The following is a 15,063-nucleotide window of genomic DNA, read 5'->3' as shown; positions in this document are numbered from 1 at the left end:
CATCCAGTTGTGTTTGCCAATAGCTCAATTGTGACGCTAATGCTGACTCGGTTAACCACGTCCGTTGCCAATGGGCATAATCTGCATACTGAATCGCCAGCGGGGGTAAAAGCGTGTCTATTGATTTACCCTCGATAAGGGCAGTATATAACTTTTGGAATTCGGCAACGAAAATCCCGATAGACCAACCGTCAGAAGCAATGTGGTGCATATTTATCATTAGCACGCCACTTTCATTGCCAGAATTCCTGTTTAGATAAACAAAAGTGGCTCGTATAGGAAGTTCAGCGAATAAGTCAAATTCATAACTTATAAATGCGTCGATGATGTCGTGTAGGGTGTTACATTGCCCTTGCTCAAATAAATCGCTTAGGTCTTCTCGTTCCATATAGAATGAAAAAGGAGATTGAATTTGCTGTTTTGGAAGTCCACCAACACAGTGATATGTAGTGCGCAGGATTTCATGTCGCTCAATAATGGCTGAGAGCACTTTTTCGGCTAAATCAACATTAAAGCAACCATTTATCTTCAATGCTTTTGCCATATTGTAATGACTACTAACGCCTTCCAACTCTTTTAAAAACCACAATCTTTCCTGTGAAAAAGACAGTCTTAGATCTAAAGCTCTATTAACAGGCTTAATCACTTTGTTATTTGCTGCTAGAGATTGTCTTTCTGTAATCCGTTTCGCTAGATCTCGTATAGTTACCGCAGAAAATATCTCACTCATACTAATTTTCGCGCCAAACCGAGATTTAATGTCGGCAATGAGTTTAACGGCAATTAGAGAGTGCCCCCCCAACTGCAATAAGCTTTTACCAAAATCGACCTCTTCAAAAGTAAGATCTAATAATTCCCCAAGCGTATTGGCTAAGGCCAGCTCAGTGTCAGAGCTTGCAAGCAATACAGCTCGGCTTTGAACGACACGAGCCGATGACAATAGTGCTTTTTTATCGGTTTTTCCGCTTGGAGTAGTGGGAAAGCACTTAACGGTTAAGATACTGTCTGGAATCATATGAGCAGGTAATACTTTAGCTAGACATTCCTTTATTCGCTCTTGATCAAATTCACTTTCTAAAACGTCAGATAAAATGGTGAACGCCAGCATACTTTGTTCTCCACTATCCAAAGTTTTAATAACTGTAATCGCGTTCACAACAACATCTAACTTTTTCAGTTGATAATCAATTTCCTCTAGCTCAATTCGAAAACCTCTCAGCTTAACCTGATCATCGAAACGGCCGAGACATTCTATCCGACCATCACTGAGTACTCTGGCCATATCACCAGTATGATAAAGTCGCTTTTCCCCATCAAAAGGGTTTGTGACAAACTTGTCTGCAGTTAAAGCATCCTTTCCTAGGTATCCGCGAGTCAGGCCTTCCCCAGAAATGACGAGCTCCCCAGTCACTCCGATGGGTAATAGCTCTAGTGCACGGTTAACTACGTAACATTGGGTGTTGGCTATCGGCTTACCTATAGTCACTCGTTGGAAGTTTTTCTCAAGCTGCTCAGCAGTGGACCATACTGTAGTCTCGGTTGGGCCATATAAATTCCATACCGACGCAGAAGTATCTGACAACCAGCAAGCTAGATGAAATGGTAACGGTTCACCACCAGAAAGAACAGTTACCTCTTCCATTCCTTGCCAACACCCAGACTCTTTAACCATTTGCCAAGTAGTTGGCGTTGCTTGCATTAAAGTAATCTGGTGCCGTTTAACCAGTTCACATAGCATCAAAGGGTCAACGCTTTGTTCTTTGCTGCAAAGAACCAGTTCTGCACCCGATATTAGAGGGAGAAAGATCTCTAGAACATGAATATCAAAGCTAGTAGGAGTAACTGACAATACTTTGCTCTCAGCAGACAGGCCTGGTTCTTTCTGCATGGATAGTAATAAATTAACCACGTTATGCTGCTCAACCATGACGCCCTTTGGATTGCCGGTGGAGCCTGATGTATAGATCACATATGCAAGAGAGTTAGCATTGGCGAGGCAGGGAGTTTGAGAGCCTAACAATCGCTTTTCAGCATGATTCTTATTTCTTATCTGCTCAAAATGGATGAGATGCCTAAGCCCCACCTGTTCTGAAAAAAAAACCTCCAATGAAGGTTGAGTAATCACGTGGCTAACTTGACTATCTGTCAGCATATAATGGAGTCTGGCTAACGGATAGTCAGGATCGAGCGGTAAATATGCGGCTCCGGATTGCATAATACCAAGTAAGGCAACTACTAAGTCTATAGACCGCTCCAAGCAGACCCCAACTAGCGTGTTTTCCTTTACGCCTGAAGCTGTTAAATAGACAGCTACCGAATTTACTTTGCGCTGCAACTGAGCATATGTCAGGGTTTCGCCACCGAATCTTACAGCAACATTGTCTGCATAAATGCTAGCTTGCTTCTGAAACAATTCTGGTAGCGTGTTAACATTAATATCAGCCTGAGTATTATTTATCGAACTGAGCAAAAATTGTCTCTCTTGTTCAGGAATTAAAGGTAAATCGGCAACCTGGATTTGCGGTGTTTCGCAAATCGCTCGAAGTAACCACTCGAAGCGCCTTCCTAACAGAACAGCTTCAGCGGGTTGAAAGTAACAAAAGTTATAATCTATCTGAATTTCAACCGAGTTAGTTTCGCCGTATTCCCATATCGTCACCATTACTGGTGTTTTTTCATGCTCATGACTTAAATAAACGAGATCAGCGACCTCACCTTCAAACGTCAATTCACTGTCTAATTTAAGATAATTGAAACCGATATCAAAAAACGAACCTTCTTGACCCGACTTCCCTAAATCTTTTATCAAATCTCCAATGGGGTAACGTTGATGCCTAAGTGCGGCCTTTTGAGCACTTGCTATCCCTCGCGCAAGGGCAGTAAAACTTTGCTGCGTGTCTACTGATATACTCAAAGGGTTTGCACTGATGAAAACGCCAAGCATTTGCTTTAGTGCGTGATTTTTGCGATTGTGAGTCAGTACGCCAAAAATCAACTCTGATTGCTCAGTAGTTAGAGAAAAATATGCACTTAGTACACCAAGAAATAAATGATTTACCCCTACATTTATCGATGATGCAACTTCTTTCAGCGCTATAAATAAGTTGCTATCAATATTTACAATTTCACGTCCACTCGGTCTCGGCATCGTTCCTTCATATTGTTTTTGATAAAACGGGACGAGTGGGTTTACAGCATCCTTACTGCAATGTGACTGCCAGAAGATTTTATCTTTCTCAAATTTGGCGCTCTTTTGATAGTCAATATCTTTTTCAGCGATTTCGAGCCAAGAGACCTGAGCCGCTAGCTCAGCGACATCATTATAGATTTCGCCCAACCTTTTAGCCCAGTTAGCAAACCCCCACCCATCCATGATGAGATGATGGGCGAAACCAATATAACGATACTCCTGGTCTCCGAGCTTTAGTAAATAGGCTTGAAACAGTTCTGTGTCCAAGTACTCTTGAGGAGTTGTGAACAAGCTTTTTAACCAAAGATCCGCGCTTTCCGAAGGCTCGTTTTCCGCTGAGAAGTCGATAACGGGTAATTCTGTATTACGTTTTTGAGAAACGTACTGGAAAACACCGTCTTGGTTTACCTTTATTCGCAAACCAAACACATCGTAAAGCTCAACTAAACTTCCATGAGCTTCAATGAGTCTGTCGACATTTACCTTTCGCAGCCTGATATAACCGCCAATATTGTAAAATGGACTTTTGCTATTCTTTTCCTGATCAAAGAAAATATCGCGCTGGGACAATGTTAATGAAAAAAGCACTGAACAACTCTCTTTTTATATTTTTTATAAGATTGATTGAAATTCTCTAGCTAGCTTTGGATATACCCATAAACCCGCCGTACTCCTCGACTCTTTTTCCGTCTTCCATAATGACGATTTCATCTGCCACATCGAAAAATCGATCGTCGTGACTAATAACGACGACTGCTTTACCTTTCGCTTTTAAGTCAGGTAGTACTTGATGGTAGAAAAAGTGCTTAAATGATGGATCTTGGTCAGCCGCCCATTCATCAAAAAGATAAAGATCCTTATCTTCGAGAAAAGAAACTAACAGTGCCATACGGCGCCTTTGACCATCCGAAAGTGATAATGTGGAAAACTCACCATCAGTAATGGTGACTTTTTCTTTTAGTGCCAACTGCTTTAGGTAATCTTCGATAAGTTCATTGACATTTTCTTGTCTTATATCTAGTAATCTGTCAAATAAATGGTAGTCGGAGAATATGGCTGAAACCGTTTGTCGGTATGCATTAGTGTTGTCTGCTGTAATTAATTCATCTTCAAAGTAAATTTTTCCGCCGGTTGCTTGATAATGCAGGCTGATAACTTTACTTAGTGTCGACTTTCCTGAGCCGTTTCCTCCGACAATGAAAGTCACTTGTCCACGCTTGATTTCAAGGTCAACAGGGCCAAGACTGAAAGCACGGCCTGAGGTACCCCCACCGTAGCTATACTCAACCCCTTTAAACTTTATTGAATTCCAATTTACGTCGAATATTTCAGTAGAAAACTCTTCTATGGATAACTCATCAAAGACCGTTTTTACTTTATTCAAAGCAACTTTGGCCATGATGATACTAGGAATCGAATTGATAATAATTGATACTGGCGTAGTTATATACAACAATGCCATAATTACGCCCAACAACTCTCCATTACTTACTGAATGATAATTTACGAAAACAAAGATAACCACGCCAATTACAAAGAATGAAAGTAGATCTCCGTAGTTTGCAGCTGCTCTAGTAATGGATATTCCGTTTTTCTCTGCAGAGATAACGCCGCGCTCACTTTCTAACAGAATATCTTTAAAGAACTTGTCCTTCTTATTTTTGTTAAGCTTTAATTCTTTAGCACCGAACACGAGCCCTTGAATTGCTGTGTGAAGGGAGTCGTATTTCATCCGTGCTTTGTAGAAATATTTGTTACCGAAATACATTGGGATTTGATAAGTGATGACACCAAATAGAATAGCCATAATCACAAACCAAAAAACGTCAGCATTTAGATACAAGAGAAACCCAAGCATACCAAAGAGAGTGACAGAGTTAATAAGAATATCAGGTAAGATACTGGCACCACCAACTATGCGGCCGACATCGCCAGAAATAGTGGCGATTAGTTTTGCATAACCGATATTTTCTAACGAAGAGATCGGAGCTTTTGCAATTTTGTCGTAAAAGTCTCGCCTGATCTTTGATGTTAAATCCAGTGAGATTCTAGCCAAAATCAACTGAGAACAAGTTCTCGATATCAGTATAAAAATACAAGTAAACAAAAACAGAGTAGCAACTTTGTAATGACTAATTTCATACCCTAAAAAAGTATGTAAGCTTGAATCAGTTTTTAAAAAGCCGTGAGATTGGTTAACCGCTTGTAGGACAATCGGGATCAATAAGGAATAGCATACTCCTGATAGCCCCCCAAGAATCACGGAGAGAAATACTTTGTTAGGAGCAGTTTTAGTAAATGCAGAAAACAGCTTCATTGGATAGCTCCGAATTAATTATTTGTTGGAATTAAGGTTAACCAGCTTGCGCCCTCACTTTTGCTAGGTGCTTCAAAACTGGCATATTCTCCCCGTTGAAAGGGCTCAATCATGTCGTCATAGTGATCACTAAATGGGTTTCCTGACTGACCGGTCGAGTTCATGTATAAGTGAACTTCTTCAGATTTTCCTAGCGTCATCACTTGCCTGTGGGTCGCACCAAAGTTTTGCTCATAACCTGCAGATAGTTTAAAACTAGAACCCGATACATTGACCGTATCTGTACCACCAATATTGAAAACTTTTCGGCTAAATACGCTTTTAAACATATTATCTTGATTGAATACCATATGCGGATAGACTGAAAAATGTACTTCACTCCAGGCCCAGTCATCCACATCATCACTCTTTAATTTACTTAGCTCCTGAATGGTACTGTCTAAAGCCATACTTAATATTTCCCTGCAAGTTTCTAGAGCTTCTGTAGACTGCACATCACACCAGTCGATTCCACCAGGCTCAAATGCTTTAACCAAAGTTTGTGGTGAAACCGCAGATACGAGACTACTTGTAAAAGAATTATCTAAAGACTGATTGAAAGGCACTGTCAATTCATCTGAAAATAGTTTTTGCCGAGTGAACTTCATCCAGACATGATATAACGTGGCAGCCGAACTATTTTCAGTCATCTCGCCGTTCCAACCTTTCAGAACCTCCAGGATGTCTTGATACTTTTTTTCTGTTGGCATATGGGGTGCAATGGCCGCTAGTACATTCCTAGTTGACTCGCTTTTTACATCCATTTGCACTTGTTGAGATAACAACACCAGATCGGTATCCGTTGCTTTTAACCCTTCTTGCAGCATTGCCTGTATTCGGGAGGCTCGCTCGGGGGGAGCAAAATGGTTAGAAATAAAGTACGGGTAATGCTCCGCCACGGGTTTGTTATTGGCCGAGATGACATATCCCTCTTTTGGATTGAATACATGAGGGTTTTCTGAAGTAGTGACGTACCCTGTCCAGTTGTTATCTCCTGAGCCGGAAACGGGCAGAAATCCTTGCCAATTATCCCTGATAGGAATACGGCCAAAAACCGAATAACCGATGTTACCCTTATTGTCAGCGAATAACATATTCAAGCCTGGCGCAACGTGAAAACTAGCGGCATCTCTAAATTCTAGCCAATTTGTCGCGTAATTTAGCTTAAAGAAAGATTCGTAACTGGTGTCTTTCTTTTCTTTCCCTGTCCATTTTAACGAAATTGGCTGCTTGCTTACCGAAAACAAGTCGGTAACCACAGGCCCATTTATTGTTTCACGAATAGTGATTTCCAATGGTTTATAGGGGTCATGCAGCATGCTTGGAAATTCGGTACGGACGTGAATTTTTTCCTTTCGTGATGAGAAGTTTTTCCACTCCCCGTCATGGCGATATTGGTTGAAGTTGTTGGGATTTACCTCTTCATAAAATAAATCTTGGTCATCCATCATTAAGTTTGTACCTGCCCAAGCGATATCATCGTTGCGACCAAAAATGACTAAGGGTAAGCCGACCAAACTCATTCCTCTGGACGATACATTTTCACCATTAATATCGATTGCGTACCAAATAGATGGGATTTGTAACGCAGTATGAGGATCGTTAGCCAGCAAAGCGTTTCCACTTGTAGTCAATGCACCTGAAATAGCCCAAGCATTGCTGCCGACGTAAGTACCACCAATATTAAAGTTCGACTCCAATGTCCGATTAATTTCTCTCAAGAATGACAATTCTTTGATTACGGTATCTGAGCTTTCACTAATAGTTGTCGGCCCTTCTGCTGGGTAACTGGGGAAAAACTCTTGAAGTTGAGGCTCGTTAAGGTAACGCGCGGCAACCAAGTGATGGATTTCAAAGTTAATGGCATCACTTAAGTTAAGTGCGAACAATTTAATCCAAGCTAGAGAGTCAATCTCTCGCCACGGCTCAGGTTTTACACCCAGCAAAGAGAACTCGATAGGCAATTCTTTATTCTGAGACAACCATTGATTTATACCTGCAGTATATGCAGTAAGAGAACGTTTAGCGTTATCGCTCAGCGCATTCCATGCTTCATCAATGTGCTGATAAATTCCTAGAGTGCGTAATTTAAGGTCGATGTTAACCGTCGAAGAGCCCAAGAGTTCACTTAGCCGTCCTTGCGAAATCCTACGTTGAATTTCCAGTTGCCACATCCGGTCCTGTGCGTGAACGAATCCAACAGCAAAAAATGCATCACTATCAGTTTTAGCATTAATGTACGCGACACCATTAATATCTCTCGTAATATTAATTTCGTCTTCAATTCCGGCTACTGTTACCTCTGTGTCAACAGTGGGCAAACTAGATGAATGCAAATTAATGAGGTAACCAAGCCCGATTAATGCAGGTATAAAAACAAATACTGTAAATCGAGATGAAAGTGGGTATGACTTAATCACCTTAGCTTCCTTTGTTAGTAATAACTTAGTGAAAAGCGCAGTGAAGTAACAATTCGGTACCGCGATCCGTTTTTGATAAACGAATCTTAGTACAGAATAAAGTTCTCAACGCTTTCGGCCTGTCTACCTTTCGTGGTAGAATTTTATCTGCGCTATTTCAATTGGAGCTATGAGGCACCCAATGGATTAACGATCTCATTATTTTCTTGCTTGAGCCTATATTCAGTAAATTACAGAAGTATGGTTAATTTGCCTCTGACGAAAACAACAAAATTCGCAAGCTGCCTTTTAACTTCGCATTCCTGTGCAACGAGCTACTCTTCTAATTATCCCTCAAGCGAGGATAGCCTTACCTAACTGGTTTTTGCAATCTCATATTTGCATTTAATTTAGAGCGGACAAAAATCAACAGTATTACCCGATAACAGCAAAGCTTGCCTATAACTCAGTAGTTTAGAAACGCTTGTCTAGGCTAATAATTATATGATAAAATTGATAAAATTGATAAAATAATATTACTTCAATAAAAAGAATGCAAGAAGAAATAATATACTATGCTTTGAATTAAGAAACAGTAAAAATTAATCTTTTTTTATCCTACATAGCTGTTAGACTTCCGGCTCTTTAAATTAGACGGTAATAAAAATACTTGCTTTGTCTCACGCGTGAGACCGTTTTGCTAAACAATCTACAGGAATATTTATCTCCTGTTTATTAACTTTTTATAAATAGCAAGCCGAAACCGTCAAAAACCGTTATGGATAATATTTTTTCATATTTAGGAATCTCAAGGAATTGAATAACATGTCAGACAAGTGGTTTTTAAGGTTAGATGCTAAACCAAACCCTAGACTACGGGTTTTTTGTTTTCCGTATGCAGGTGGTAATGCCGCAATTTTTTCGTCTTGGGCGAAAAATATGTTACCAGGTGTAGAGCTTGTTGCAATTCAACCTCCGGGTAGGTCAAACAGAATGATAGAAAGCCTTTATAGTGAAATGCAACCTTTAGTTGAAGACCTAAAATCAGCTTTCCAGCGCTTTACGGATACGCCATTTGTTTTCTTCGGCCATAGTTTAGGCAGCAGAGTAGCATTTGAACTAGCGAAGCAATTAATTATAGAAAACAAACGTTCTCCCGACCATTTTATCGCAAGTGGAAGTGCAGCCCCTCACCTAATGCGAGAAAGCTGTAAGGCACATACTTTACCCAAAGCAGAGTTCTTAGCTAGAGTAAAAAGTTTAAACGGGACACCTGAAGAGCTGCTGAATAATCCGGAAATTATGGATATGCTGTTGCCTATGCTACGGGCAGACTTCAAAATCGCCTCAGAGTATCGCTCTAACACCTTTAAAATAAGCTGCCCAATAAGCGTTCTATATGGGACTCGAGATTCCATTTCGAAATCAAATGTAGAGGCATGGAAAGATCTAACACACGATTACCAGGGAGCAACCCCTATTGATGGAGATCATTTCTTTTTGACGTCAAACCCCCAAACCACCATCGAGTGTTTGAATTCTGTCTGTAGAAAGACGCTCCAGGCCAATCTTCACATTGAGCCAAAGAAAGCTTAACTACAAACTTGCTTTGTTTAACGTTTTATTGAATACCCTTCAATTTACACTTAGAAAGGAACCAATTAGACACTGGTTCCTTTCTCTTTTACTCCTGACGCAATACTAAACTAGGTTTAGTATTCGCTGCCCATAGTGCCACAGAAGACGTGGTCAACCATGTAACAAACACAACGGTTAAGCTAGCAACCCCATAAAGCACTATAGATTGGTCGATTCTATTGTTAAAGTTATTTAGCCAATCATTAATCAAGTAATAAGTGACGGGGAACGAGACGAGCATACTCAGTAGGTTTAACAATAAGTACTCCATCGCGATCAAATTAAGCAAACTCAGTCGACTGGCGCCAAGTACCTTCCTAATAGCAACTTCTTTTCGTCTTCTTTGTGCAGTAAAAGCGGATAAACCGAACACCCCCATGCACGTTAGGAAAACAGCTAGCCCAGAGAAAACGACAACGACCATTGCTAATCGCCTATCCTCTTTATATATTGCTCGGTAACGAGCATCTACGGAAGTTAATTCTATTGGGAATAGTTTTAATCGGGATTGCAAGAACTGAGTTAAGTCACTTCTAACATTTCCATTATCTTCTTCAACTTCGATGACCAGTGAAGACGGTATAGCCCAAGACAAACCGCACCCTAAAATGATAGGAAAGTTTAAATCTTTCACAGATCCAACTTTAACATCTTTAAACACACCAACGATGTTGCCTTGAATATTGTCTACTCCGCCACCGGTAAAACTCCAGACTTTACCAATAGCTTCTTCAGGTGAATTGTAACCCGCAACAGATATCAATGACTCTGGAACAAGAATTGCTGCAGATTGGTCATCGCTATTGTACCAATCAGAACTATTGACAAAATCTCTACCGGCAACTAATTCCATCCCCAAGGTCTGTACCGCATTAAAGCCAGTACCGCCGTACCACATTTGCTGAGGGAAATCGACTGACCCAGGCACATGAAAATTGAAAATCCCAGCATTCAGATTTCGTGTAAAATCGAAGTCACTTGCGGTAACGGACACAACACCGTCAATTTTGCTTATATCTTGAAGCAATTGTTTACTATCAGTCCAGAATATTTTCTCTATATCAATATTATCCACGCGTAGTCGATTGGACTTTTCATAGTTAACGGGTAGGTTTTGCAGGTGGTTTAGTTGCTGGTATAGGCTCACCGACGCGATAATCATCCCGATAGACAAGGCTGACTGTAAAACAATCAGTGACTTTCTCACCAAAATAGCGGTTTTTCCTCTATCCAGATCACCGCTAAGTACGCGTTTTGCATTAAATGAAGAAATAAATATTGCTGGGTAAAGACCTGCCAACACACCAACAACAAAAACGGCCGCAAGGACGACGGCGCCTGCCACTCCCCAATACTGTATATCTAATTGCCTGCCAACTAATAGATTAAAGTCTGACAAGAAGACTTCCGCCAAAAGGCAAGCAATAAAGGCTGCAATAAGTGTAATTGCAAGTGACTCAAATAAAAATTGCGTAATGACTTGCCCTTTTCCAGCACCTAAAACCTTCCGCATCCCTACTTCGCGAGCCCTCAAGCCAGATTGCGCTATACTCATGTTAATCGAGTTAAAACTGGCTATAATAACCAGTAGTAAACTTAGTACCAGACTAATTTGAACCGCGGTCTTCGAACCACCGATTTTCATTTCTTCTTTTAAGTTCGCAGACAAATGGATATCTAAGACAGGTTGTAATCGGTACGAAAAAATGGAGGCGTCTGACTGCCAAATCTTAGTCATGAGTTTTGTAATCTCTGAAGAGATATGGCTGGTATCGGCATTTTGCGCGATTCGTAAATAAGTAAAGGAGACCTTACCCTTAACGCGTTCAAACTGTTTTGCCGAAATAATAGCCGACATAGCCAAATGGGAATTTAACGGTAAGTCCTTATAAATAGCTGAAACCGTCCAGGTAGCATTAGCTGATACCAGTGACATACCTATCGCTTCAGTAGTTCCAAAAAATCGAATCGCCTCAGATTCAGATAATGCCATTTTATCAGGTTGTTGTAATACCGTATCTAGATCCCCCTTGAGCACCTCGATTTCTACAAAATCAAGGATGTTTTCTGAGACGGCATAAACCTCTCTGAATTCAAATTTTCGATCTTCAACAGAAACTCGTTTTTCAATGAGCATATCTGCTTTCATCAAAGAGAAAAAGTCTTCGACACCAGTAATTTTCTTTAAGTGTTGAAAAGCATGAGGGCTGCTCAGCGAGTAATCATTTCCAGAGGGTATATGACGTTCAACGACTCTAAAACTTTGCTCGACTTTGGGCAGGTTCCTATCAAAAGAAATCTCATGAAATGCAAAGATGGTAACCAATAAAGCAGCAGCCAAGCCGACTGCCAATCCGAAGATGTTTAAGAAAAGGTGCATTTTGTTTCTAGTCAGCGCGCGAAACCCAGAAACAAAATAACTCCCTACCATGGCATGCTCACGCATAATTTACCTCTTCCAAATCTGTTGAACTACTTTCCGAGGATGCATCATTTGAGATGATTTTGCCGTCCAGCAACCTGACAACGCGATCACTGAATTTTGCATCTCTGTCAGAGTGAGTGACCATTACGATGGTCGTCCCGTCTTTATTTAGTTGCTGCAACATTTCCATCACTTCTCGACCGTTTTTCGAATCAAGATTACCCGTTGGCTCATCAGCAAGAACCAACTTAGGCTCAATTACAAGCGCTCTAGCAACAGCGACCCTCTGCTGCTGACCTCCTGATAATTGTTGAGGCAAATGGTCAGCTCGATGATCGATGGAGAATCGCTTAAGAATTTTTTCTACTTTTTCTTCTCTCTCTAATTTTGACATATTCTGATATCGAAGAGGCAGCTCTACATTTTCATATACCGTCAAGCTATCAATTAGATTAAAGCTCTGGAACACAAAGCCGATGGACTGCTTTCTGAGCGACGAAAGCTCTTGTTCAGAATATCCCGCTATATCTTGTTCTTCAAAATCATAGTGACCTTCAGTGGGTGAATCAAGCATTCCTAAAATCGATAGAAGTGTTGACTTTCCACACCCTGAAGGCCCCATTATCGCGATAAATTCTCCCTTTTTTACTTCCAGGTCAATAGCATTTAATGCGCAAGTTTCGACTTCTTCTGTTCTAAATATTCGAGTTAATTTCTTTAGTTTTATCATTGTTTTTCTCTCGGTCAGTTGAGAATTAATATATCTGCTTTGTAAAAATTGCTGTAGCTGGACACGACCACACGATCACCTTCCTCTAGTCCGTTAAGCACTTCAAAGTATTCTTGGTTTTTCTTCCCCAGCTTGATGGCGGTTTTCCTTGCGGATCTGCCATCTTGACTGAGTACAAACGCCCAATTACCTCCCGAGGCGTTAACAAACGAACCTTTATTTATGACGAGCACAGGCTGATTGTAGCTATTTAATACCACTTCCATATCCATAGATTGACCCCGTTTTACCGAACCATTGCTCTTTACAAAATCTCTGGGTAACGCCACTTCGACTTCAAACTTAGCACCGTTAACACGGCTATCGATTTTGCTAATTTTAGCTTTGACTTTTTGGTTACCATTTTCGATCAATACACTCGTTCCTAGGTTGATTTGACTAAGATAATATTCATCGATTTTGGCAACGAGTTTAAAATCACCAGGAATATCGATTTGCCCTAATCTAGCACCTACAACTTTGTTTTGTCCTAACTCAACATCAAAATGGCTGAGATGTCCCTTTTCAGGTGCTTTAACCAGTAGATTATCAAGTTCTTTTCGTGCAAACTCGAGATTCTCTTGTTGCACTTTTACGCTCTCTTGGAGCTGCTTAAACTGAGCTTGCCTAATCGACTCCTCTTGTTGCTGCCGTTGTTCAGTTAACGCTTTCCGATTGACATAGTAATCCAGATCTTCCTGCAATTCTTGAATTCGGTTTACCTCTAAAACTCCCGTTTTAACTAGAGGCTCAGCTTGTTTTATCTTCCTTGTTAACTGGGCTATTTGATACTTAATCTCCAACAGATCACGTTTTAGATTCAGCCGGTTTGTCTCCATTGTCATTTGAGTATTACGCAAGAAATTCAGCTGCTCCGTAATCTGAGCTTCGCGACTGATGACATTGAGTTGTAAACTGGTGTTTGAGAGCTTTAATAAAGGTTGGTCTTTCTCGACATAATCGCCTTGCTCTACCAATCTTTGCTCGACCCGTCCTCCTGATACTGCATCTAGGTATATCGTCCTTTTAGGTAACACTTCACCTCTAACATTCAAGCTTTCGGAAAATTGGTCGAACTTTGTTGATTCAACCTTCAACGAAGACAATTCTATTTTCTGTCTTTCTCCCCTACCGTGATTGCTAATACTAGAATATAAAACCCACACTGACGCCACTGATATCGCAACAGCTGCACCAATTTTAATTTTCTTCTTTCGGGAAGAAGGTTGTAATTTGCGATCCATTATAATACAAGCCCTATCCAATAATAATGGTGTCTATACACCGTAAAACGATGCTAAAATGTTTCAGAGCTTTTCTTACACTACACTTGCTCTTTAACAGAACACCGCTAAGGAATTTTAGTCTATACTAACACCAGAAACTTTATAAAAACAAACGATAAAATATTGTACCACATAACCTTTTTAACTGATTTTTAATTTCTAACCCCTTTAAAGAGCTCTATTGCAAAGCGGGAATGATCATCGCCGTCTCCTTCCTTTGAACATGCCAAAAGTCGAATAACTCTCCTTATTGCATCACTCATAAAGTCCATTGACCAAGATTCATTATGTTGTGTTGTTGCACTTAATGGCTTAGGTGTTCTTGTTGGTACACAGCGCTTTCACTTACATCTTAAGTTTAGTTTTAGCAATTTTTAAACGCGTTCAACACGCTTTTTATTCCAAGGCTTACCTTTATTGTGAAGCCTTTTGAATAGCTTTGGCAGTCCCCAATTTTGATGACGCTCTACCAACGTAAGTAGTGCGTCGATTAATTCATCATCTGACGGACGTTTATGGTTGTAATAAAAAACTGAGCGGCTTAGCCCTGCCACTTCACAAGCAAATGCGACGCTGACGTTAAATTGAGCCCTTAAATGCTCAACCCAAGCTCTGCGTTAACTTGTTTTTACAGCTTTTTTGCGATGATATCCTCAAGCATTGAGTGTTTTAAACTCAGCGTTGCAAACATATCTTTTAGCGTACCGTTTTCTTCTTCAAGTTCTTTAAGGCGCTTTAAATCAGACGCTTCCATACCACCATACTTGGAGCGTCATTTCTAAAATGTACTTTCCCAATGCCATGTTTACGGCAAATTTCAGGAACTGGAATACCTGATTCAGCTTCTTTGATCATGCTGACAATTTGGGTTTCAGTGAACTTGCTTTTTCTCATCGTTAATTTTCCTATTTTAACCTCAGATCTGCATAAGAATTAAAGCCGAGTCACTTTTATACTCGGCTTTTTAGTCTGAAAGGTATAGGCAATTAATCCAGCCATT

Annotated in this window: 10 protein-coding genes; 1 reads left to right on the top strand and 9 read right to left on the bottom strand. The window is 40.4% G+C overall.

What is annotated here, in order from left to right:
- The 3 genes from AN214_RS20815 to AN214_RS20805 form a co-directional block, all read right to left on the bottom strand.
- On the bottom strand, positions 1–3,778 hold a 3,778-nt coding region (locus AN214_RS20815; protein WP_054981472.1), incomplete at its 3' end, for a non-ribosomal peptide synthetase.
- Positions 3,779–3,824: 46 nt separating this feature from the next.
- A complete protein-coding gene (locus AN214_RS20810; RefSeq protein ID WP_054981471.1) occupies positions 3,825–5,507 on the bottom strand; it encodes a cyclic peptide export ABC transporter in 1,683 nt (560 codons plus the stop codon).
- A gap of 14 nt (positions 5,508–5,521) precedes the next feature.
- Complete coding sequence (locus AN214_RS20805; RefSeq protein ID WP_054981470.1) at positions 5,522–7,966, bottom strand: penicillin acylase family protein; 2,445 nt, start codon at positions 7,964–7,966, stop codon at positions 5,522–5,524.
- A gap of 804 nt (positions 7,967–8,770) precedes the next feature.
- On the opposite strand from AN214_RS20805, the gene AN214_RS20800 reads away from it, so the two are divergent.
- Positions 8,771–9,541 (top strand): thioesterase II family protein, encoded by a 771-nt coding sequence (locus AN214_RS20800; protein ID WP_054981469.1) that lies wholly within the window; start codon positions 8,771–8,773, stop codon positions 9,539–9,541.
- Between the two features lie 88 nt (positions 9,542–9,629).
- On the opposite strand, the gene AN214_RS20795 is transcribed toward AN214_RS20800, so the two are convergent.
- From AN214_RS20795 to AN214_RS22335, 6 genes are all read right to left on the bottom strand, one after another.
- On the bottom strand, positions 9,630–12,029 hold the full coding sequence (locus AN214_RS20795; protein WP_054981468.1) for an ABC transporter permease: 2,400 nt from the start codon (positions 12,027–12,029) through the stop codon (positions 9,630–9,632).
- Positions 12,022–12,738: an ABC transporter ATP-binding protein gene (locus AN214_RS20790; protein WP_054981467.1), complete on the bottom strand. Its 717-nt coding sequence runs from the start codon at positions 12,736–12,738 to the stop codon at positions 12,022–12,024. The genes AN214_RS20795 and AN214_RS20790 overlap by 8 nt, the downstream gene beginning before the upstream one ends.
- A gap of 14 nt (positions 12,739–12,752) precedes the next feature.
- Entirely contained in the window at positions 12,753–14,021 is a 1,269-nt protein-coding gene (locus AN214_RS20785) for an efflux RND transporter periplasmic adaptor subunit (protein ID WP_054981466.1), read from the bottom strand.
- 416 nt (positions 14,022–14,437) lie between these two features.
- Positions 14,438–14,617 carry an IS3 family transposase gene (locus AN214_RS22340; protein WP_082428656.1) on the bottom strand — a complete coding sequence of 60 codons (180 nt, stop codon included), beginning with the start codon at positions 14,615–14,617 and terminating at the stop codon, positions 14,438–14,440.
- 74 nt (positions 14,618–14,691) lie between these two features.
- Positions 14,692–14,817, bottom strand: coding sequence for a hypothetical protein (locus AN214_RS23210; RefSeq protein ID WP_268795521.1), 126 nt, complete (start codon positions 14,815–14,817; stop codon positions 14,692–14,694).
- The gene (locus tag AN214_RS22335; RefSeq protein ID WP_082428655.1) at positions 14,799–14,957 is read right to left on the bottom strand and encodes a transposase; all 159 of its coding nucleotides are present in this window, start codon (positions 14,955–14,957) and stop codon (positions 14,799–14,801) included. Before AN214_RS22335 ends, AN214_RS23210 begins: the two co-directional genes overlap by 19 nt.
- Between the last annotated feature and the right edge of the window lie 106 nt (positions 14,958–15,063).

It is taken from the genome of Pseudoalteromonas sp. P1-9 (genome assembly GCF_001399975.1).
In the GTDB taxonomy this organism is placed as follows: domain Bacteria; phylum Pseudomonadota; class Gammaproteobacteria; order Enterobacterales; family Alteromonadaceae; genus Pseudoalteromonas.
The sequence above is the reverse complement of the archived record's forward strand: the minus strand, read 5'-3'. Positions and strand labels throughout refer to the sequence as shown.